At 77.4% G+C, this 20,590-nt stretch carries 23 protein-coding genes; 13 read left to right on the forward strand and 10 right to left on the reverse strand.

The genetic code is table 11. The features are described 5' to 3' along the window. Positions 1-16: 16 nt before the first annotated feature. Complete coding sequence (locus ACI796_RS01530; RefSeq protein ID WP_456939491.1) at positions 17-367, forward strand: hypothetical protein; 351 nt, start codon at positions 17-19, stop codon at positions 365-367. Between the two features lie 19 nt (positions 368-386). Here ACI796_RS01530 and ACI796_RS01535 read toward each other — a convergent pair whose 3' ends face one another. From ACI796_RS01535 to ACI796_RS01560, 6 genes are all read right to left on the reverse strand, one after another. Further along, positions 387-968: a hypothetical protein gene (locus ACI796_RS01535; protein WP_456939492.1), complete on the reverse strand. Its 582-nt coding sequence runs from the start codon at positions 966-968 to the stop codon at positions 387-389. 103 nt (positions 969-1,071) lie between these two features. Beyond that, on the reverse strand, positions 1,072-2,493 hold the full coding sequence (locus tag ACI796_RS01540) for an NADP-dependent succinic semialdehyde dehydrogenase (RefSeq protein ID WP_456939493.1): 1,422 nt from the start codon (positions 2,491-2,493) through the stop codon (positions 1,072-1,074). 79 nt (positions 2,494-2,572) lie between these two features. Continuing rightward, positions 2,573-3,967, reverse strand: a complete 1,395-nt coding sequence (gene chrA / locus ACI796_RS01545) for a chromate efflux transporter (protein WP_456939494.1) — start codon at positions 3,965-3,967, stop codon at positions 2,573-2,575. A 16-nt stretch (positions 3,968-3,983) separates the two neighbouring features. Next, on the reverse strand, positions 3,984-4,415 hold the full coding sequence (locus ACI796_RS01550; RefSeq protein WP_456939495.1) for a chromate resistance protein ChrB domain-containing protein: 432 nt from the start codon (positions 4,413-4,415) through the stop codon (positions 3,984-3,986). Beyond that, positions 4,412-4,909, reverse strand: coding sequence for a Chromate resistance protein ChrB (locus ACI796_RS01555; protein WP_456939496.1), 498 nt, complete (start codon positions 4,907-4,909; stop codon positions 4,412-4,414). The genes ACI796_RS01550 and ACI796_RS01555 overlap by 4 nt, the downstream gene beginning before the upstream one ends. A gap of 39 nt (positions 4,910-4,948) precedes the next feature. Further along, positions 4,949-5,758 carry a DUF222 domain-containing protein gene (locus ACI796_RS01560; RefSeq protein WP_456939497.1) on the reverse strand — a complete coding sequence of 270 codons (810 nt, stop codon included), beginning with the start codon at positions 5,756-5,758 and terminating at the stop codon, positions 4,949-4,951. Positions 5,759-5,898: 140 nt separating this feature from the next. Here ACI796_RS01560 and ACI796_RS01565 point away from each other — a divergent pair, with 140 nt between their 5' ends. Then, on the forward strand, positions 5,899-6,468 hold the full coding sequence (locus ACI796_RS01565) for a dihydrofolate reductase family protein (protein ID WP_456939498.1): 570 nt from the start codon (positions 5,899-5,901) through the stop codon (positions 6,466-6,468). A 1-nt stretch (position 6,469) separates the two neighbouring features. Here the strand turns inward: ACI796_RS01565 and ACI796_RS01570 are convergent, their stop codons facing one another. Further along, a complete protein-coding gene (locus ACI796_RS01570) occupies positions 6,470-7,438 on the reverse strand; it encodes a sulfotransferase family protein (RefSeq protein WP_456939499.1) in 969 nt (322 codons plus the stop codon). Between the two features lie 77 nt (positions 7,439-7,515). Here ACI796_RS01570 and ACI796_RS01575 point away from each other — a divergent pair, with 77 nt between their 5' ends. From ACI796_RS01575 to ACI796_RS01590, 4 genes are all read left to right on the forward strand, one after another. Then, on the forward strand, positions 7,516-8,427 hold the full coding sequence (locus ACI796_RS01575) for a hypothetical protein (protein WP_456939500.1): 912 nt from the start codon (positions 7,516-7,518) through the stop codon (positions 8,425-8,427). Positions 8,428-8,505: 78 nt separating this feature from the next. After that, positions 8,506-8,595: a putative leader peptide gene (locus ACI796_RS01580; protein ID WP_456939501.1), complete on the forward strand. Its 90-nt coding sequence runs from the start codon at positions 8,506-8,508 to the stop codon at positions 8,593-8,595. A gap of 66 nt (positions 8,596-8,661) precedes the next feature. Further along, entirely contained in the window at positions 8,662-9,207 is a 546-nt protein-coding gene (locus tag ACI796_RS01585; RefSeq protein WP_456939502.1) for a cysteine dioxygenase, read from the forward strand. After that, positions 9,204-9,614: a rhodanese-like domain-containing protein gene (locus ACI796_RS01590; RefSeq protein WP_456939503.1), complete on the forward strand. Its 411-nt coding sequence runs from the start codon at positions 9,204-9,206 to the stop codon at positions 9,612-9,614. The genes ACI796_RS01585 and ACI796_RS01590 overlap by 4 nt, the downstream gene beginning before the upstream one ends. Before the next feature lie 58 nt (positions 9,615-9,672). Here ACI796_RS01590 and ACI796_RS01595 read toward each other — a convergent pair whose 3' ends face one another. Continuing rightward, positions 9,673-10,899 (reverse strand): glycosyltransferase, encoded by a 1,227-nt coding sequence (locus ACI796_RS01595; RefSeq protein ID WP_456939504.1) that lies wholly within the window; start codon positions 10,897-10,899, stop codon positions 9,673-9,675. After that, the gene (locus tag ACI796_RS01600; RefSeq protein WP_456939505.1) at positions 10,896-11,954 is read right to left on the reverse strand and encodes a glycosyltransferase family 9 protein; all 1,059 of its coding nucleotides are present in this window, start codon (positions 11,952-11,954) and stop codon (positions 10,896-10,898) included. The genes ACI796_RS01595 and ACI796_RS01600 overlap by 4 nt, the downstream gene beginning before the upstream one ends. A gap of 104 nt (positions 11,955-12,058) precedes the next feature. Between ACI796_RS01600 and ACI796_RS01605 the strand changes: the two genes are divergently transcribed. The 3 genes from ACI796_RS01605 (at position 12,059) to ACI796_RS01615 (ending at position 16,033) form a co-directional block, all read left to right on the forward strand. Further along, positions 12,059-13,312 carry a glycosyltransferase gene (locus tag ACI796_RS01605; protein WP_456939506.1) on the forward strand — a complete coding sequence of 418 codons (1,254 nt, stop codon included), beginning with the start codon at positions 12,059-12,061 and terminating at the stop codon, positions 13,310-13,312. Next, complete coding sequence (locus ACI796_RS01610) at positions 13,309-15,096, forward strand: glycosyltransferase family 2 protein (protein WP_456939507.1); 1,788 nt, start codon at positions 13,309-13,311, stop codon at positions 15,094-15,096. The genes ACI796_RS01605 and ACI796_RS01610 overlap by 4 nt, the downstream gene beginning before the upstream one ends. A 64-nt stretch (positions 15,097-15,160) precedes the next feature. Continuing rightward, on the forward strand, positions 15,161-16,033 hold the full coding sequence (locus tag ACI796_RS01615) for a hypothetical protein (protein ID WP_456939508.1): 873 nt from the start codon (positions 15,161-15,163) through the stop codon (positions 16,031-16,033). Here ACI796_RS01615 and ACI796_RS01620 read toward each other — a convergent pair. Beyond that, positions 16,030-16,410, reverse strand: a complete 381-nt coding sequence (locus ACI796_RS01620) for a hypothetical protein (RefSeq protein WP_456939509.1) — start codon at positions 16,408-16,410, stop codon at positions 16,030-16,032. The two genes, ACI796_RS01615 and ACI796_RS01620, sit on opposite strands and share 4 nt — an antisense overlap. A gap of 519 nt (positions 16,411-16,929) precedes the next feature. Between ACI796_RS01620 and ACI796_RS01625 the strand changes: the two genes are divergently transcribed. Genes ACI796_RS01625 through ACI796_RS01640 form a run of 4 tightly spaced genes read left to right on the forward strand, consistent with a single transcriptional unit; the run spans position 16,930 to position 20,590 of the window. Continuing rightward, positions 16,930-18,096: a potassium channel family protein gene (locus ACI796_RS01625; protein ID WP_456939510.1), complete on the forward strand. Its 1,167-nt coding sequence runs from the start codon at positions 16,930-16,932 to the stop codon at positions 18,094-18,096. 57 nt (positions 18,097-18,153) lie between these two features. Continuing rightward, positions 18,154-19,191, forward strand: coding sequence for a bacteriorhodopsin (locus ACI796_RS01630; protein ID WP_456939511.1), 1,038 nt, complete (start codon positions 18,154-18,156; stop codon positions 19,189-19,191). Between the two features lie 2 nt (positions 19,192-19,193). Beyond that, positions 19,194-20,186 carry a Brp/Blh family beta-carotene 15,15'-dioxygenase gene (locus ACI796_RS01635; RefSeq protein ID WP_456939512.1) on the forward strand — a complete coding sequence of 331 codons (993 nt, stop codon included), beginning with the start codon at positions 19,194-19,196 and terminating at the stop codon, positions 20,184-20,186. Next, positions 20,183-20,590, forward strand: coding sequence for a four-helix bundle copper-binding protein (locus ACI796_RS01640; protein ID WP_456939513.1), 408 nt, complete (start codon positions 20,183-20,185; stop codon positions 20,588-20,590). The genes ACI796_RS01635 and ACI796_RS01640 overlap by 4 nt, the downstream gene beginning before the upstream one ends.

Consider the following 20,590-nt stretch of genomic DNA (forward strand, 5'->3'; position numbering starts at 1 on the left):
CGGGGGTGGTGGACCGATGACCGACAGCGGGGTGTACGAGGGGGCGGTGGACCCGCGCCGGCCCGAGCAGGCGCGGGCGTGGGTGCGCGCGGCCGCCGCGGCGCGCGGGTGGCCGCCGGACGTCGTCGACGAGGTGCTGCTGCTCCTGTCGGAGGTGCTGGTCGCCGACGCGGCGGCCCCCGGTCCGCGGCCGGTGCGGCTGCTCGAGGGCGGGCCCGGCCTGGAGGTGCGGCCGGCCGGTCGGCTGCCCGGGGACGCCGCCCGGCTCGCCCTCGCCGCCTCGGTGGCGACCGCCGTGCGGGTCGAGGCCGGCGACGGGGGCTGGGTGCGCCTGACGGCGGTCCCCGCCGGCCCGGCCCCGGCCTGAGCCGGGGCCGGGCGCGGCCTCAGGACGGGAGCAGCCGCCCCAGGACGCCCCGGACCGTGGAGCCCACCCGGTAGGACTGCACCAGCCAGGCGTTGCAGGTGATCACCGCGCCCGCCAGGGCCGGGACGGCGGCCTGGGTGAACCGCTGCCGGGCCTGCCACTTCCGGATCTCGGGCGGGGTCCCGGCCGAGGGCAGCGTCGCGTCCTTCACCTCGAGCCCGCCCTCGGAGGCGGCCTGCTCGGCCAGTTGCCCGATCCTCCGGCCGGTGTAGGCGGCGTACGCGGTGGCGCCGGCGCCCGCGACGGTGAGCGCGGCCTTGAGCGCACCCACCGTCCCGTAGCCCTGCTGGAGCGCCAGCCGCTGGGTGTTCGACCGGGTCAGCTGCAACCCCGTCACGAGGGTGGCCGCGATCCCGCCCCACTGCGCGGGCGCGAACCGGCCCCAGGCGGAACTCGCCACCCGGACCTTGTCGATGCCGGCGGTCAGGTCGCTGCCGGACTTGTTCACGCCGGCGATGCCCATCACCGAGCCGCCGAACCACAGGGCGGTGCCGAGGTCGTGCACCGCCTGGGTGAGGTACCGGTTGTCCGTCGTCGTCACGGGTGCTCCCGTCCGGGTGCCGCGCACCCTCTGGACGTCCGCCGGGGTCCCCGCTGCTGAGGTGAGGCGGACGTCCGGGTCGGCTACCCGCGCCACGCCGGGGTCACTCCGACGCGCTGGCCGTGTCCCCCTGCGCCTGCTCGCTGCTGGGGGGCCCGATCCACACCGTCTTGGCGTTGGTGAACTCGTACATGCCGAGCTCGGTGAGCTCGCGGCCGTAGCCGCTCTGCTTGACCCCGCCGAAGGGCAGCTCGGGGTAGCTGGTGACCATCCCGTTGACGAACGCCATCCCGCTCTCGACGTCGCGGATGAAGGTGGCCCGCTCCTGCTCGTCCTCGCTCCACAGGTTGGCGCCGAGGCCGTAGGGGTGGCTGTTGGCGATCTCGATGGCCTCCTCGAGGCCGTCGACGGTCCACAGCGCGGCCACCGGGCCGAAGACCTCCTCGGCGTAGAGGTCCATCTCCGGCGTGATGCCGGTGAGCAGCGTCGGCTCGTAGAACCAGCCGGGGCGGTCGGGGCGCTTGCCGCCGACGACGACGGTCGCGCCCTTGTCGACGGCGTCCTGCACGTACCGCTCGACGTCCTCGCGGCCGGACTCGGTGGCCAGCGGGCCGACCTGGGTGCCGTCCTCCATCGGGTCGCCGACGACGAGCGCGCCCATCTTCTCGCCGAACAGCCGGGTGAACTCCTCGGCGACGTCGGCGTGCACGAAGAACCGCTTGGCCGCGATGCAGCTCTGCCCGTTGTTCTGGCAGCGGGCGGTGACCGCGACCTCGGCGGCGCGGTCGAGGTCGGCCGAGGGCATGACGATGAACGGGTCGCTGCCGCCGAGCTCGAGCACCGTCTTCTTGAGCACGTCCCCGGCGATCGCGGCCACCGACTGCCCGGCGGGGGCGCTGCCGGTGAGGGTGGCGGCGGCGACGCGGTCGTCGCGCAGGACCTGCTCGATGGACGAGGAGCCGATCAGCAGGGTCTGGAAGACGTCGGCGGGGAAGCCGGCCTTGCGGAACAGCTCCTCCATGTACAGCGCGGTCTGCGGCACGTTGCTGGCGTGCTTGAGCAGCCCGACGTTGCCGGCCATGAGCGCCGGGGCGGCGAAGCGCATCGCCTGCCAGAGCGGGAAGTTCCACGGCATGATCGCCAGCACGACGCCGATCGGCTGGTGCACCAGGTACGCCTGCTCCGCCCCGACGGCGCCGGCGTCGGCGGGCTCCGGCTCGAGCATCGCCGGGCCGTGCTCGGCGTAGTACCGCAGCGCCTTGGCGCACTTGGCGACCTCCGCCTTCGCCGCGGCCAGCGTCTTGCCCATCTCGGTGACCATGAGCTCGGCGACCTGGTCGGCGTCGCCGTCGAGGACGTCGGCGGCCGCGCGCAGCCAGCCCGCCCGCTCCTCGGGGGCGGTCAGCCGGTAGCTGCGGAAGGCGGCCGCGGCGCGGCCGATCTTCTCGTCGAGGGCCTCGTCCGACAGCGGCTCGTAGGTCTTGAGCGTCTCGCCGGTGGCCGGGTTGGTGGTGGCGATGGCCATGTCGGTCCCTCCCTCGTCGGCGCGCGGGGCTGCACGCCGTCCCGGGCAGAGCCCCTACCCGTCCCCGCCCCGCTCACGCTCACCCGACCGGGAGCCCGGCCAGCCCGGCGACCAGGCCCAGCACCGCGCAGACCCCGAGGGTGCGCAGCACCGACCACCGGACGCGGAAGAGCAGCACCGCCGCCACCGCGGCGATCGCCAGCGGGACCCACCGCAGCGTGCCCGGGTCCGGCACTTCGAGCGCCAGCGGCCCGGCGTCGACCTCGTGGGTGCCGGAGAACAGCGTGTGGACGGCGAAGTAGACGCCCAGGTTCGCGATGACCCCGACGACGGCGGCGGTGATGCCGGTGAGCGCGGCCGACAGCGACCGGTTGCCGCGCAGCCGCTCCATGTAGGGGGCGCCGAGCAGCACGAACAGGAAGCTGGGGACGAAGGTCACCCAGGTGACCAGCAGCGAGGCGACGACGGCCGCCACCCACGGGTCCAGGTCCCCGGACGCCCGGTACGCGCCGAGGAACGCGACGAACTGGACCACCATGATCAGCGGCCCGGGTGTGGTCTCGGCCAGCGCCAGCCCGCGCACCATCTCGCGCGGGGTCAGCCAGCCGTAGACCTCGACCGCCTGCTGGGCGACGTAGGCCAGCACCGCGTAGGCGCCGCCGAAGGTGACCACCGCGGCGCCGGAGAAGAACAGGCCCTGCTGGGTGAGGACGCTGCCCCCGCCGGTCAGCACGGCGACCGCCGCGACGGGCAGCCCCCAGACGAGCAGCCCGGTGACGAGCACCCGCACGGTGCGCCGCGCGCTGGGGGCCTCGTGGTGCAGGACGTCGTCCGAGACGACCGGCGGCGGTCCGGCGTCGGGCCCCTCGGCCGCCTTCTCCTGCGGCAGCGCCGACGGCCGCCACCGGCCCAGGGCCCAGCCGGCGACCCCGGCGAGCGCGACCACCGCGGGGAACGGCACGCCGAACAGGGCGAGCGCGAGGAACGCCGCGACCGCCAGGACGACCAGGGCGCGGCTGTCGAGCGCCTTCTTCCCCACGCGGACGACGGCCTGGACGACGATCGCCAGCACCGCCGCCGCCAGGCCGGTGAACAGGGCGGTGATCGCGGTGGTGTCGCCGAAGGCGACGTAGACCGCCGACAGCGCCAGCAGCGCGAGCACGCCGGGCAGCACGAACAGGCCGCCCGCGACCAGGCCGCCGCGGGTGCCGTGCAGCAGCCACCCGACGTAGGTGGCCAGCTGCTGGGCCTCGGGGCCGGGCAGCAGGGTGCAGTAGTTGAGGGCGTGCAGGAACCGGCGCTGGCCGATCCAGCGGCGCTCGTCGACCAGTTCCCGCTGCATGACCGCGATCTGGCCGGCCGGACCGCCGAAGGTCTGCAGCGACACGAGGAACCAGGCGCGCACCGCCTCGCGGAAGGACGGGTACGCCGTGGCGGGGGCCGCCGTCGGCCCGGCGGGGGTCGGCTCGGTCATCGCGGGCTCCGTCGGGTCAGGCCGGTTCACGGCCGAGCAGCAGGCGGCGTCGGGTGTACTCGTAGAGGCCGTCGAACAGCGGGCCGGAGACGGCGAGGGTCCGCTCGTCGTCGCCGGTCATCGACAGCCCGCGCAGCAGGACGTCGAGACCCGGTGCCTCGGGGGCGTCGAAGCGGCCGTCGTCCAGGTCGGCCTCGTGCACGATCTCGCCGATCCGCTCGAGCACGGGGTCGTCGAGGCCGTGGACCCGCAGGATCGTCTCGAACGAGCAGTCGCCGCCGACGTGGCCCAGCGCGACGCCGCGCATGTCGAACGGCGTGGCGTCGGCCGGGACGTCGGCGGGGTCGGCGACGAAGACGAACTCGGCGCCCGGGTCGACGAACCGGCGGATCAGCCAGGCGCAGGCGGCGCGGTCGACGTGGATCCCGGCGCGGGTCGCCCACCTCACGACCGGATCCCCCGCCCGGCCGCCACCGGCTCGCCGGCCGCGGTCGCCAGGGTCCGCAGCGCGGCGCCGGCGGCGTCCCGCTCGGGCGGGGGGAAGAAGTCCCGCCGCCCGACGGCCCGCCACTCCCCCCGCAGCCGCCGCAGCGCCCGGGTGCGCTCGGCCGGCGGTTCCGCGAGCGCCGCGGTGCACTGGGCGGCCAGCTGGCGGTACTCCTCCGCCCGGGCCGCCGCCATGCCGGCCGCGAGCTCACGCTCCTGTGCGGCGGTCGCCGGGTGGGCGGTCCAGATGCCGCCGCTGCCGCCGGCGGCCAGGACGTCGTCGGCGAGCCACTCGAGCGCCTCCCGGGTGCGGGCGTCGGCCGGCAGGGCCACCACCCCGTCGGCCAGCTGCGCGACACCGAGCCGGCGCAGCCGCCGCCACAGCGTCGTCCGCGGACCCGAGGGCTCTCGCGGGAGGCGGTAGGACAGCAGCACCCACTCGCCGGTCCCCGTCACAGCACTGATGCAACCACGGTTGCACTCCTGCGTCCAGCATCAGGCCGCAGGGGCGAGCAGGGGCCAGCGGATGGTGATCTCGGTGCCGTCCGGACGGCAGGTGCGCCATCGGCCGTCCGGTTGTCGATCCGCGCCACCACGTGCGGCTCGTGCCCGCGCAGCAGCGGCAGGCTCCCGGCCGCCAGCACGTTGTCGCACAGTTGCACCAGCGCGTCCCCCCAGCCGCTGCGCGCGGGTGCGCTCGTCGCCGGCGAGGCGGTCGGCCTGCACGTGCGCCTCGAGGGCGGTCTGCAGCCTCTCCCCACCCACGGCGTCCAGGTGGCCGCGGATGGTCAGCGAGCCGTCGGCGTGCCTGGCCAGGGTCAACGAGCGCCCCTCGGTGGGGTCCGGCTCGGGACCGTCGGGGTCGAGGTCGTCGCAGTAGTGCTGCACCACCTGGACCAGGTCAGCGTACTCGCGCTCGACCGCCACGCCGGTGAGGACCGCGTCGATCACCGCCAGGTCCACGCCCTGCTCGAGAGCCGAGGCCAGCCGCTCGGGGGTCACGGCACGGGCGGCCACGGCGACCTGCTCGGCCGACACCAGCCCCGCCTCGTGGGCCTCCGCCAGCGCGGGCAGGTGCTCCAGGGCGCGGCCGTTGCGCACCAGCCGCGACGCCTCTGCCGGCGACAGCCGGCAGTGCCCGCGCAGCCAGGAGGCCATCGACTCCTGCCCGTCGCGCTCGGGCGCCTGCTGGTTCTCCGCGGACCGCACCGCGCGGGCCAGCCGGGCGTCGACCCGGTTGCGCTCGGCGACCAGCGCGGCGACGTCGTCGAGGACGTCACCGCTGCCCAGCTCCTCCGAACACATGATCGAAGCCTGGCCGATGGACCCCCCGGCGCGAGCCGACTCCAGCTCAGACGCCTGTCCACAGTCCTCGCCGACCCCTTGCGCGGCGGTCGCCGGGCACCTCCGCGATGACTCCCGCGGGGCACACCGGTCACCCCTGCATGACCCTCGTCATCGGCGACATCACCGTCTCCCTCGACGGCTTCGTCAGCGGCTCCGGCGACGGCGTCGAGGCCCTCCACGCCTGGGCGCTGAGCAGCGACCACCCCGTCGACCGCGGCGTCCTGGAGCTGCACGCGGCCGCGAGCGGCGCCGTCGTCATGGGCCGGCGCACCTTCGACGAGGTCGACCGGGGGTGGACCGACGGGATGGGCTACGGCGCCGCCGTCGACGCCCGGCCGCCGTTCTTCGTCGTCACCGGCACCCCGCCCCGGGAGTACCGGCTCGCGGCCACCCACGACTTCACCTTCGTGACCGCGGGCCCGCAGGCGGCCGTGGAGCAGGCGAGGGAGGCCGCCGGCGACCGCGACGTCTTCGTCATGGGCGGCGGCGCGCTGGTCGGCTCCTGCCTCCGCGACGGGCTGCTCGACGAGCTCCGCCTGCACGTGGCGCCCGAGGTGCTCGGCGCGGGCACCCCGCTGTTCGCCGGCGCCGGCCGGCACCGGCTGGAGCAGGCCGCCGTGGAGGTCTCGCCGGTGTGCACGCACGTGACCTACCGCGTGCTCGGCTGACTCAGGGACGGCGGGAGCGGAAGTCGCCGCGGCCGGTGTCGCGGCGCCAGTCGTCGAAGGACTCGCCGGTGAGCTCCTCGAGCAGCGCGACGTCGGGCAGCAGCGGCGCCAGGACCTCGCGCCGCACCTCCACCGGCATCGGCGGCCGCGGTGCCCTCTGCGCGTGCAGCGCGGCGAGCAGCGGCCGGGACACCAGCCGCCACACCTGCGGCGGGGCGTACGCCCCGAGCGCCGCACCGGCCCGCGCGACCCGCGACAGCGCCCGGTAGCGGGCGGTGTCGGCGACGAACGGCTTCACGTTCTCCGGGGCCACCGTGTGCGCCACACCCGGCTCGACGCCGAGGAAGGCGCTGACCCGGTCCAGCATCTCGCGCGGGGAGTCGACCAGCTGCCGGTACCGCAGCAGGAGCACCTGCTCGCGCGGCAGGACGGAGTACAGGTCGCGCAGCTGCTCGCCGTAGCGGCCGAGCCGGCGGTAGTGCCAGAACGGCGCCCAGCCGGCGGCGACGCGGGACTCCTCGCGCTCGACGGCGGTGGCGAAGTCGGCCTCGGGCTCCAGCCCGTCGGCGCGCAGGTGCACCCAGTTCGACCAGGCGCGGTCCACCGGGTCCCGCACGATCGCGACGACGCGGATCCCCGGGACGTCGGCGGCCAGCCGGCGGTGCGCGGCCCGGTCGTACAGGTAGAACGGCGTGCTCTCCCCGCGCACCGTGCCGGGCGGGGCGCCGTCGAACAGCCGCAGGTAGTCCCCCCGGCGCCAGACCCACTCGCGGGCGCTGTGCGCGTCGCCCGGGCCGCGCTGGCCGCTGCGCGCGGGCGGGCCGCCGTCGGTCAGGTAGTACTTCGGCTCCTTGACCGGCGACAGGTAGAGCCCCGGGTGGGTGGCCAGCGCGGCGTGCAGCGCCGTCGTCCCCGCCTTCGGCGCCCCGGCCAGCACGAACTGGGGCAGCCGGTCGGCGTCGGTGCTCATCGGTCCCCTCCCTGCCCCGGGCGTCCCGCGGTGTACACACGGAGAGGCCCGCCCCCTCCTCCGAACGGAGCCGCCGCGTGACCGCGTCCGCGCCCCGCCCTCCGGCGCCCGACCGCTTCTGGTCCGACGCCCAGGTCGTCGTCGAGCCCGAGGACCCGCGCCCGGGCTCGTGGGCCGGTGCCCCGTCGGCCCAGCTCGTCGACGGCACGTGGTGGCTGGCGTACCGGCTGCGCCGCCCGGTCGGCGAGGGCCGCGGCTTCGGCAACGTGGTGGCCCGCTCCGACGACGGCGTGCGCTTCGAGCCGGTCGTCGCGATCGGCAAGGACCGCTTCGGCGCCGAGTCGCTGGAGCGCCCGGCGCTGGTACACACCCCTGAGGGCCGCTGGCGGCTCTACGTCAGCTGCGCGACGCCGGGCAGCAAGCACTGGCGGGTCGACCTGCTGGAGGCGGACACCGTGGAGGGTCTGGCCACCGCCGAGCCGCGCACGGTGCTGCCCGGCGACGCCACCACGGCACCCAAGGACCCGGTGGTCCGCCGGGACGGCGACCGGTGGCACCTGTGGGCGTCGGTGCACCCGCTCGACGACCCCGGCGCCACCGACCGCATGACCACCGAGCACGCCACCAGCCCCGACGGCGTGACCTGGACCTGGCGCGGCACCGCCCTCGCCGGGACCGCGGGCAGCTGGGACGCCCGCGGCGTGCGGTTCACCGCGGTGGTGCTCGACGGCCCGCGCACCTGGGCGCTCTACGACGGCCGGGCCACCGCCGAGGAGAACTGGGAGGAGCGCACGGGTCTGGCCGAGCACGACGGCGAGCTCGGCTTCCGCGCCGCCGCGGGCGGGCCCCACCTGCAGAGCCCGCACGCGCCGCACGGGCTGCGCTACGCCGACGTCGTCGCGCTGCCGGGCGGCGGGGCGCGCTGGTTCTACGAGGCCACCCGCGCCGACGGCGCGCACGAGCTGCGCACCGTCGTCCTCCCCGCCTGACCGGTCCGTCCGCGACCTCGACACGCGGTAATCCCTACCAGACCGATGGACTTGACAGGCTTTGGCGGGCGGGGTCGGATGGTCGGCGTGGCACCCGCCCTGACGCTCACCCGCCGGTCCGCCGTGGACCTGGTGCGGGTGGCCAGCGCGCTGTGTCCGGCCGCCTGAGCGCCGACACCCACCTCCCTCCGCGCCGCCCCGACGGGACCGGCGCGCCCTGCTCAGGAGCCCCGCATGACCTCGCTGCTGTCCCCTGCCGCCCAGTCCGCCCGCACTGCCGCCCGCACGACCTCCGCGGCCGCCCTGGCCGCGGCGCTGCTCGCCGTCGCCGACGAGTGGCTGCCCCGCGTCGAGTACCGCGAGGGCAGCCGCTGGACCGGCCTGCTCCCTCCCGGCGACGCCGCCGACCTGGTCGACCCCGCGCTGCACGCCGACCTCACCGACGCCCAGGTGTGGCTGCTGACCTGGTTGCCCGGCCAGGGCACCCCGCTGCACGACCACGGGGGCTCGGCCGGCGCGTTCGCCGTCGTCGGCGGCGTGCTCACCGAGGACGTCGTCGGCGGGCGCCCCGGCGCAGTGCGCGAGGCGCCCACCGAGCTGTGGGCCGGCCGGGTGCGGCCGTTCGGGCCCCACCACGTGCACCGGGTGACCAACCGCGGGACAGTGCCCGCCGTGAGCGTGCACGCGTACACCCCGCGCCTGTCCCTGATGACCAGCTACCGCCTGGAGGCCGGCACCCTGCTGCGCACCGGCACCGAGAAGGCGGGCGTCGACTGGTGACCGGCCGTCCGCCCGGCGCCAGGAGCGTCGACCAGCTGCTGGAGGAGGCGCGCTCGCGGATCACGCGGGTGACGCCGGAGGAGGCCGTGCGGCGGGTCGCCGACGGCGCGGTGCTCGTCGACATCCGCCCGCAGTCGCAGCGCGAGGCCGACGGCGAGGTGCCCGGCGCGCTCGTCGTCGAGCGCAACCACCTGGAGTGGCGGTTCGACCCGGAGAGCGACGCCCGGCTGCCGCAGGCCACCGGGTACGACGTCGACGTCGTCGTGCTGTGCCAGGAGGGCTACACCTCCAGCCTGGCCGCCGACGCGCTGCGCTCGCTCGGCCTGGCGCGGGCGAGCGACGTCGTCGGCGGGCACCGCGCGTGGGTGGCCGCCGGGCTGCCGACCACCGGCGGGACGGCCGCGTAGACCGGTCCGGGGACGGCGGCGCGCGACGGAGGCCACCGCCGTCCCCGGACCACCGGGGTCAGGTCTTGCTCTTCCCCTGGGCGCTGGAGTGCTCGTGCCGGTCGTCGCCCTTCCGGACGTGACTCGTCTGCTTGGAGGCGCCGGTGGTCGCGCCCGCCTCGCTGGGTGAGAGCCCCTCCTTCTTCGCCTCGCGGGCGGCGGCGCGCTGGGCGTCGGGATCGGTCTTCTTGCTCATGGGGGCGGCGGTACCCGGCTCCCCGTCCGCCACGCCGGACAGCACCCGGAAGGTCCGCTCCGCCATGAGGTCGGCACCGAGGTCCCGCTCCGCCCGCGCCCTGGCCCGTGCGCCGAGGTCGGCCCGCAGCGCCGGGTCGGTGAGCAGGCCGCGCAGCGCCGCGGCCAGCGCGCCGGCGTCCCCGACCGGCACGACGGCGACGTCGTCCCGCAGCGCGCGCCGCACCCGGCCGACGTCGGTGCTCACGCACGGCAGCCCCTCGGCCATCGCCTCCAGCAGCACCAGCGGTCCCGCCTCCACCCGGGAGGACACGACGAACAGGTCCAGGCCGGCGAGGAAGGCGCGGTGGTCGTCCACCCAGCCCGGGAACGTGACCGGCAGGCCCTCGGCCGCGGCGCGCAGGGCCTCGCCGTCGCGGCCGGCGCCGCCGACCACCGCCTCGAACGGCACGTCGAGCCGGCGCAGCGCGGCGAGCAGGACGTCGAAGCCCTTCTGCGCGGTCAGCCGGCCGAACGCGCCGATCCGCGGCACCGCGTTGCCGGCCGGGCCGGCGGGGTCCGGCGGGACGTCGACGCCGTTGGGCACGACGTGCGCCCGCGCCGGGTCGACGCCGAGCTCGGCCACCACCTGCAGGCGGCCCTCCTCCGAGGGGCTGACCACCGCGCCCATCCGCCGGTAGAGGGCGGACAGCACGGCGCGCTCCTCCCCGCCGCGGGTGTCGCCGACCAGGTGCAGCACCCCGGCGGTGGGCGCCACCCGCTGCGCGGCGGCCACCGCGGCGGCGTTGGAGGCGGGGTCGACGAGGTTGACCACCACGACGTCGGGGCGCTGGGCGGCCAGCGCCGCCCGGGTGCGCGGCGCCGCGGCGGTGTGCCGGGTCAGCGGGACGACGGCGCGCTCGACGTCGAGGTGCGCGAAGCCGGCCGCTACCGGCTCGGCGCACACCAGCGACGCCGTCCAGCCGTTGTCGGCCGCGCGGCGCAGGTGGTGGGACAGCCACACCTCCGCCCCGCCCCACCCGCTGGAGTCGGCGACGAAGGAGACCCTCACGAGGCGGCCAGCTCGAGCGCGGCACCGGCCACCGCGGACGGCGAGACGGTGGACGCGCAGCGGAACTCGATGGGGCAGGCCAGGTGCGGGCACGGCGCGCACGCCACCGCCGGGGTCAGCGCGCGGTGCCGGGGACCGGGGTGCGCCCACCGGACCGGGTCGCCGGGCAGGAACACGGTGACGCTGCGGGCGCCGACCGCCGCGGCCAGGTGCGCGGAGCCGGTGTCGTTGCCGACCAGCACCGCGCTGTCGCGCAGCAGCGCGGCCAGCCCGCCGAGGCTGGTGGCGCCGGTGAGGTCGACCGCGGGGGCGCGCATCGCCGCGGCCACCCGGGCCGAGATCTCCCGCTCGCCGGCCACCCCGGTGACGACGACGTCGAGCCCCTCGGCGGCCAGCGCGTCCCCGACCGCGGCGTAGCGCTCGACCGGCCAGCGGCGGGTGGGCGCCGACGCCCCCGGGTGCAGGACGGCGTAGCGCCCGGGCTCCAGCCCCGCGGCGGCGAGGGTGGCGGCGTGCTCGGCCTCGTCGTCGGCGGTGACCGGGAAGCCCATGCGGGCGTCCCCGCCGGCCGGCAGCCCGAGGTGCTCGAGCAGCGCGACGTGCCGCGCGGCCTCGTGCAGGTGCAGCGGGTAGCGCAGGTGCAGCGCCTCCGTCCCCGGCGGCGGGTCCCAGCCCGTGGGCGCGAACCCGCCGGTCAGCCGGGCGCCGAGGGCGGCGGTCACCCGGTTGGCCGCCGGCCGGTCGCCGTAGGCCTGCAGCGCGAGGTCGAACCGGTGCTCCCGCGCCGCGGCGGTGAACGCCGCCCACCCCGCGCGGTCGACCGGGCCGTCGGGGACGCCGGGAACGCCGGGGAACGGCAGCAGCGCGACCGGGACGCCGAGGCGCTCGACCACCGGCGCCATGCGGCCGAAGGTCACCAGCGTGACCTCGACGTCGGGCCGGGCGGCGCGCAACCGGCGGAGCGCGGGGACGGTGCACAGCAGGTCGCCCAGGCCCACCCGCAGCCGGACCAGGGCCAGGCGTCGGACGGCGGGGTCGGCGAGGGGCGGGGTCACCAGCGCCCACTGCCCCGGCGACGCAACTCCATAACGCCCAACCGACGGGTGCCGCCGCTTCGTGGTGCACTACGAGTCCTGCCCCCGACGCCGGAGGTCCCTGCGTGTCCCGTCCCGCTGCCGACCTGCACGTGCTGCGCCTGTGCAGCGTGTTCGAACCGCCGGCGGCCCGGCCGGCCACGGCGCCGGGGGCGCTGCCCGGGGAGCTGGACGCCCGCACGGCGCGGTTCGACCCGATCGGCGGGATGCAGAACCACACGGCCACGCTCACCCGCTGCCTCGACGCCGCCGGCGTCGCGCAGACGGTGGTGACCGCGCGGCTGGCCGGCCCGCGCGGGACGACGTCGCTGGGGCGCGGCGCCCGGGTGTCCCGCACCGGGCTGCGGGTGCCGCGGCTGCGGCAGCTGTGGGCGCTGTGCGGGCTGTCGGCGGTGCTGCGCGCCGGCCGCCGGGCGCCGGTCGACGTGGTGCACGCCCACCAGGGCGAGGACCTCGCCACGCTCCCGCTGGCCCGGCTGGCCGCGCGGGTGCACCGGGTCCCGCTGGTGGTCACCGTGCACTGCAGCGTCGGGCACACGCTCACCGGTCGCGGGCCGCGGGTGCGGCTGCTGCGGGCGCTGGGCGGCTGGATCGAGCGCAGCACGTTCCGCCGCGCCGACGCCGTCGTCGTCCTCACCGGGCGGACCGCGGCGGCCCTGCGCGCGGACGGCGTGCCGGCCGACCGGCTGTCCACCATCCCCTCCGGCTTCGACCCGGCGCTGTTCCGCGGCGGCACCCCCGACGTCTTCCCCGGCGTGGCGCGGCCGCGGATCGGCTACGTCGGCCGGCTGGCGCCGCAGAAGGACCCCGCCACGCTGGTGCGCGCGTTCGGCCGGATGCGGGAGCAGGCGTCGCTGGTCGTCGTCGGCGACGGGCCGGACCGGGCGCTGGTGCACCGGCTGGCCGCCGAGAGCCCGGCCGCCGACCGGATCACGCTGGCCGGGTTCGTCGAGCACGCCCGGGTGCCCGGGGTGCTGGCCTCCCTCGACGCGCTGGTGCTGCCCTCGGCCTACGAGGAGATGGGCTCGGTGCTCACCGAGGCGATGGCCGCGGGCCTGCCGGTGGTCGCCAGCGACGTCGGCGGGATCCCCGAGGTGGTCCAGGACGGGCGGACCGGGCTGCTCGTGCCGCCCGGCGACGTCGGCGCGCTGGCCGCCGCGCTGGACCGGGTGGCCGGCGACGAGGTGCTGCGCGCGCGGCTGGCCGCCGGCGCCCGGGCCCGCTCGGCCGGGTACGGGTGGCCGGCGCTGTCGGCGAGGGTGGCCGCGGTCTACGGCCGGGTGCTCGGCGTCGACGCCGACCTCGAGCCTGCCGCGTGACCCCGCGGGTCGCCGTCCTGGTCCCGGTGTACGACCAGGCGGCGTTCCTGCCCCGGGCGCTGGAGTCGCTGCTCGCCCAGGAGGAGACGGCGTGGGAGGCGGTGGTCGTCGACGACGGGTCCCGCGAGCCGGTCGCCGTCCCCGCCGACCCCCGGCTGCGGCTGGTGCGCACCGAGGACAACCGTGGTCTGGGCGCGGCGCTCAACCGGGCGCTGGACGAGACCACCGCACCCGTCGTCGCCTACCTGCCGGCCGACGACGTCTGGTCCCCCGCGCACGCCGCCACCCTGCTCGACGCCCTGGCCGACGACGGCGTGGTGCTGGCCCGCGCCGACCTCGACGAGCCGGCCGACACCCCCTACGCGCAGCTGGTGCAGGTCGCCCACCGGCGCACCGGCGACCGCTGGACCGAGCGCGCCGAGCTGGAGAGTGACGACCTCGACCGGCTGATGTGGTCGCGGGTGGCCGCCCGCGGGACGACGACCGGCACCGGCCGGGTCACCTGCGCGTGGACGCGGCACCCCGGGCAGCGGTCGCGGGCGATCCGCGAGTCCTCCGACGGCGGCCTCAACGTGTTCCGCAGCCGCTACCGGGTGGCCGGGCCGCTGCGGTTCGCCTCCACCGACGGCGGGGAGACCGACGAGGTCGCCCGGTACGCGCGGTTCCGGGAGCGCGCGTACCCGCCGTCGCCGGACGGGCTGCGGGTACTCGTGGTGGGCGAGCTGGCGTTCAACCCCGAGCGGGTGCTGGCGCTGGCCGAGCGCGGCCACTCCCTCACCGGCCTGTGGACCGCCGATGGCCTCGGCGACTCCACCGTCGGGCCGCTGCCGTTCGGGCACGTGCCCGACCTCGACCGCGACCGCTGGCGGGACGGGGTGCGCGCGCTCGCCCCCGACGTCGTGTGGGCGCAGCTGAACTGGCGGGCGGTGCCGTTCGCGCACGCGGTGCGGCAGGCGTTCCCGCACCTGCCGTTCGTGTGGCACTTCAAGGAGGCGCCGCAGCGCAGCGTCGTGCGCGGGGAGTGGCCGCTGCTGGCCGACCTGGTCTGCGGCGCCGACGCCTGCCTGTTCGCCACCGAGGAGGAGCGCGGCTGGTTCGCCCTCGCGCTCTCCGGCCGGGTCGACCCCGCACGGCTCGGCGTCCTCGACGGCGACCTGCCCAAGCGCGACTGGCTCGACGCCCCGTTCTCGCCCCGGCTCTCCGACGCCGACGGGCAGCCGCACGCGGTCCTCGCCGGCCGGCCCTCGGGGCTGGACCTGGACTGGGTGCTGGCGCTGGCCGACCGCGGCGTGCACACCCACCTGTACGGGCAGGTCCGGGCGCCGGGGGCGAAGGGGTCGTGGACCGGCTGGCTGGACGAGGCGCTGGCCCGCGCGCCGGGGTTCGTGCACGTGCACCCCGCCGTCGGGCCGGAGGACTGGGTGCGGGAGCTGTCCCGGTACGACGCCGGCTGGCTGCACCGCTTCGACTCGGCCAACGGCGGCGACCTGCGGCGGGCCGGCTGGGACGACCTCAACTCCCCCGCCCGGCTGCCGGTGCTGCTGACCGCGGGGCTGCCGCTGCTGCAGCAGGCCAACCCCGGCTCCCTGGTCGCGGTGGAGCGGGTGCTGCGCGCCGACGGGACGGGGCTCTTGTACCGCTGCGCCGACGACGTCGCCGCGGCCCTGCACGCCGAGCTCGGGACGCGGGCGGGACACGCCGCCGCCGTGGCCGCGCGGGAGCGGCACGTCTTCGACGCGCACGCCGACCGCCTCGTGGACCTCTTCCGCTCGATCGCCCGCTGACCGAGGGCCGTCGTAGCGCTGCCGGCCCCCGGAACCGTCGGACCCCGCTCCTACCGTCGGCGCCGTGACGGGCGAGCTGCGCTGGGCGGTCACCGACGGGCCGGACGGCACCGCGGCCGTCGAGCTGCCCCGCGACGACGACGACGCGTGGCGCCTCGAGCAGCAGGCCCGCGGCGGCTTCTGGTGCGCGCGCGAGGCCGGCGGCTGCGGCGGCCGGCTGGAGGTCGAACGCGGGCCGCGGCCCGCCTTCCGGCACGTGGGGTCCGCGGCGTGCGGGTTCGCCCGGCGCGGCGCCGCGGCCGGCCCCGCCTACGACGCGCTGCGCTACCGCCGCCCCCTGGTCGCGTGGCTCACCGGCCAGGGGCACGAGGCCCGGGTGGTGCGGGCGCCCGACCCCGGCGGCCACCCCGGCCTGCACGTCGTCGTCCCCGGTGCGGGCGTCCTCGAGGTCCAGCTCGCCCCGCTGGCCGACGACGCCTGGCGGGAGCGGGACGACCTCCTGCGGCGCGCGGACGGGCGGGTCACCTGGCTGCACGGCCCGGACGCCGAGGTGGCCGCGGCCGCCGAGGCGCGGGTGCGCGGCGCCGCGCTCGTGGTACGCCGGCACGACCGCAGCCTGATGGTCGGCGTCCGGGACGCCGACGCGGCGGTCCGCTGGGTGCGGCTGGCCGCCTGCCGGCTGACCGCCGACGGGCTGGACGTGCCCGGCCTCGCGGACGCCCGCGCCCGGCACGCGCGGCGCACCGCCGAGCGGGAGGCGGCCGCCCGGCGGGCCGGCCGGGCCGCGCGCCGCGCGCAGCCGCACGGCGCGGCGCCGTGGCTGCCCGGGTTCGAGCAGCTGCCCCTCCCCGCCGCGGGCCGGGAGACGGCGGGCCGAGACGCGCCGGGCCGGGAGACGGCGGGCCGGGACGCGCCGGCCCGGGAGGCCGCCGTCTAGGACGTCTCGGCCCGGGGCGGCTCCTCCGGCTCCCGGTCGGCGCGGTCGCGGCCCGGGAGGCGCAGCACGGGCAGGTGCAGGTGCGGCAGGTGCCGCGGCAGCGGGACGTGCGCGTGCGGCAGCCGGGCCACCAGGGCCGCCGGCAGCCGCACGTGCGGCAGGTGCAGGACGCCGCGGCGCGGCTCCTCGGGCGGCTGCGGCCGCGACCGGCCGAGGGCCGCCCTCCAGGCGCTGCGCGCCGCCGCCGCACGCGCCCGCGCGGCGGCCTGGGCCGCGCGGTGGTCCCGCTCCCAGCGGGCGGTGTTGCTCCGGGCCATCGCGGTGACCAGCGCGGTCAGCACGACGAACCCGACGACGCTGGCGACAGCCCAGCCCATGGCGGCCCTCCTCTGGACCGCGCCGCACAGCCCGGGAGCCCGGCGTCCGCGGCGGGTGACCGCAGGATCCCGCCGCTCCCGTTCCGCGACAAGTCGGTCCGCGCGACCCGCCGCGCGACGCGCCGACGACGAGCGCGCACGCCCCGCCGACGCGGGGCCTCCCGGCCCGCCCCCGAGACCCCTGGAGGAACACCGTGAAGGCAGTCGTGTGGCACGGCGTCGGCGACATCCGCCTCGACGAGGTGCCCGACCCGACCGTCCAGGACCCGACCGACGCGATCGTGGAGATCACCGCCAGCTCCCCAACGGCCCGTCAGCGAGCACCTGCTTCTCCGGCGGGCCGCAGACCACCGGTCCCGTCGACGGCCTGCGGGCACAGTACGCCCGGATCCCGTACGCCGACGTCGGGCCGGTCTCGCTGCCCGAGGAGGTCGGCGACGGCGACACCGTGCTGGTGCTCGGCGCCGACCCGGTCGGGCAGTTCGCCGTCACCAGCGCCTTCAGCAGGGCGCGGGGCGGGTGCTGCCGGTCGACGGGGTGGCGAGCCGGCTGGAGCAGGCCCGCGGTCGCGGCGCCGGGGCGATCGACCCCACGACCGTGCTCACCCAGGCCGGGGACATGCCCTCGGTGCTCGGCGCGTACGAGACCTTCGACCGGCGCGAGAGCGGCTGGACCGAGGTCGCGCTGGACCCGAGCACCTGGGTCCGGGTGGGTCGTGCTCTGCCCCGCGGGACGGGGCAGAGCACGAGTCCGCGCGGGACCACCTGCTGGCACCCTCGCCGCGTGGCCTCCGCGGCGGGATGGGCAGTGACGACGGCCGGCGCCTTGCTCGTCCTGCTCGTGCTGCGGGACATCGTGCACACGCTGTGGCACCCCAGCGGCCGCCGCGGGCTGAGCCGGCGGCTCATGCAGGCGGTCTGGCAGGCCGGCCGCGGAGCGCGGCACCGGTCCGCGGCCGGATTCCTCGGCGGGCCGATGGCGATGGTCGTCGTCGTCCTGGTCTGGATCGCGCTGCTGGTGACCGGCTGGACCCTCGTCTACTGGCCGCACCTGCCGCACGGCTTCGTCTACGGCAGCGGGCTGGAGTCCGGCCGCAGCGGCGTGCTCGACGCCGTCTACCTGTCCCTGGTCACCCTGGCGACGCTCGGCTTCGGCGACATCGTCCCCGAGAGCCCGTGGCTGCGGATCGCCGTCCCGGTGCAGGCCCTCGTCGGCTTCGTCCTGCTGACCGCGGCGGTGACCTGGGTGCTCCAGGTGTACCCGGCGCTGAGCCGGCGGCGGGCGCTGGCGCTGCGGCTGTCCCTGCTCGGGCGGGCGGCGCTGCCCGCGGCGGACGTCGACGCAGGCCTGGTGCGGGAGGTCGCCGTCGACCTGGCGCAGGTGCGGGTCGACGTCACCCAGCACGCCGAGACGCACTACTTCCGCGACGTCGACCCCGAGACGGCGCTGCCGCTGCAACTGCCGGTCGCGCTGGCGCTGGCGGAGGCGGCCGGCCGCTCGGCCGACCCGCAGGTCCGCGCGGCCGCCGCGCTGCTGGACCTCGCGCTCGAGGACCTCACCGGCGTGCTCGACCGGCAGTTCCTCCACCGCGGCGGGGACGTGCGGGCCCGGGTCGCCGCCTACGCCGACGACCACGGCCACCCGCCCGACGGGGCAGGCCCGGTTCGGCCGGGTGACGGGGGGTAACCCCGCCGCGGGTCGAGCCGCGGCCCCGCTGCCCCGGCTCCCGGAGGTCCCGCAGACGTGTCCGACACGCCCACCCCCGAGCTGCAGACCATGCCGCTCGGCCTGTACGACCTGGTCACCTACGCGATCGCCGGCGCGGGCCTGGCCCTGGTCGCCTACTTCCTCTACTCGTGGACCAGCCGCGGCGAGGTGGGCACCCGCTACCGCCCCGCCGTCCTCGCCGGCCTGTGCATCGCGGGCGTCGCGGCGCTGTCGTACCTGGTGCTGTTCCTCAAGTGGGACACCGGCTTCGACCTGCAGGACGGCGTCTACGTCCCGAACGCCGAGGCCCGGGCGACCCTGTACCCGCGCTACGTCGACTGGACGGTGACCGTCCCGCTGCTGACCGCGGAGCTGCTGGCCGTCTGCTCGCTCACCGGCTCCCGGGCGCGCACCCTGCGGTTCACCACGATGGGTGCGGCCTCCCTGATGATCCTCACCGGCTTCCTGGGCAGCCAGGTCCTGGCCCAGGGCCGCGACGTCGGCACCCTGGTGCTGTGGGGCTGCGTCAGCACCGTCTTCTACGCCTACCTGTACGTCGCGCTGGCCGGTGCCGTCCGCTCCTCGACGGGGTTGATGAGCGTCGAGGCGGCGACCAGCCTGCGCAACGCGGCGGTCCTGCTGCTGGCCACCTTCGGCGTCTACCCGCTGGTCTACGCGGTCCCGGTGTTCGTCGACGTCACGCCGGCCTGGTTCGCCGGCATGCAGGTGGCCTACTCGGCCGCCGACGTGCTGGCCAAGGTGGGCTTCGGCGTGCTGGTCCACAAGGTGGCCAAGCTGCGCACCGCCGAGGACGTCGCCGCCGGCGTCGACACCCACCCCGAGTCGGTGTGGGTGAGCAGCGTGCACCAGAGCGAGGCCGTGCTGCCGAGCACGCAGGCCGAGCACCGCACCGCCCGGTTCGAGGACAACACCGTCGACGACGCCCCGGCGTTCGCCACGCACCCGCAGTACCCGCACGAGCACCACGAGGTCGAGCACCTGCCCGAGCGGGACCCCGGCAGCCGGCTCCCCGCCGGCCGGTACGCGGCCACCTGGGCGGACGACCGGACCTGACCGTGCCGTCCCCCGCCGGTCCGCTCGCGGTCCCCGCACGCGCCGCCACCGTCGTCTCCCTGGCGGCGGTCGCGGCGGTGGTGGCCGTGGAGGTCGCTGTGGGCTGGGGGGACCTGGCCTGGCTGCCGCTGGTGGCCGGCCTGCTGCTGGGCCTCCCGCACGGGGCGGTCGACCACCTGGCGCCCGGCTCCCCGGGCCGGCCGCTGCGCCCGGCGCTGCTCGCCCTCGGCTACGCCGCCGTCGCCGTCGCCGGGTGGCTGCTGTTCCGGGCGGCACCGGGCCCGGCGCTGCTGGTCTTCGTGCTGGTGTCGACCTGGCACTTCGGCACCGGGGAGACCGCCTTCGCCGACCAGCGCGCGGGCCGCCCGGTGCAGCGGCAGGCGACGGCGTCGGCGGTACTGGGCGCGCTGGTCCTGCTCGTCCCTCTGGTGCGCGGTGCGCCCGAGGCCGCGCCGGTCGTGGCCGCGGTCGTGCCCGGGAGCAGCGGTGTCCTGCCGGCCGCCATCGGGACGACGGTGCTGGTCACGGTGCTCCCGGCGGCCGCCGCGCTGGCCGCCGAGCGGCTGCTCTCCGGCCGGTGGCTGGAGGCCGCCGAAGTCGCGGTCCTGCTGGTGCTCGTCCTCACCGTCCCGCCGTTGGCCGCGTTCGGCGTGTGGTTCGGCTGCTGGCACGCCGTCCGCCACGTCGCCCGCCTCGTCGCCGCGGACCCGGCCAACGCCGGCGACCTGGCCCGCGGGCGGCTCGGCGCGCCGCTGCGCCGGTTCGCCGTCGCGGGGGCGCTGCCCACCCTCGCGGTGCTCGCCGCCCTAGCGCTGCTGTGGCCGGCCGCGGGAGGCTGGCGCGGGTCCCTGGCCACCGCCCTGCCGGTCCTCGCGGCGCTCACGCTCCCGCACGCGCTCGCCGTCGCCCGGCTCGACCGCGCGGCACGCGGGGACCTCCCGCCCGGGACGGTGCCCGCCGCCCCGGCCCGACGGAGGGAACGGAGACCGACGTGACCGTCGCCGCCCAGATGCTCGACACCTACCCGGCCGACCTCGGCGGCATCGACCGCGAGCGGCTGGCCGCCTGCCTCGAGGCGTGCGTCGAGTGCGCGCAGGCGTGCACCGCGTGCGCCGACGCCTGCCTGTCCGAGGAGATGGTCGCCGAGCTGCGGAAGTGCATCCGCACGAACCTGGACTGCGCCGACGTCTGCGAGGCGACCGGGCGGGTGCTGTCCCGGCACACCGGTTACGACGCGAACCTCACCCGCACCGTCCTCGAGGCGTGCGCCGCGGCCTGCCGCGCCTGCGGCGACGAGTGCGCCTCGCACGCGGAGATGCACGAGCACTGCCGGGTCTGCGCGGAGTCCTGCCGGCGGTGCGAGCAGGCCTGCCGCGACCTGGTGGCCACCCTCGGCTGA

This window comes from Geodermatophilus sp. SYSU D00525 (genome assembly GCF_054050475.1).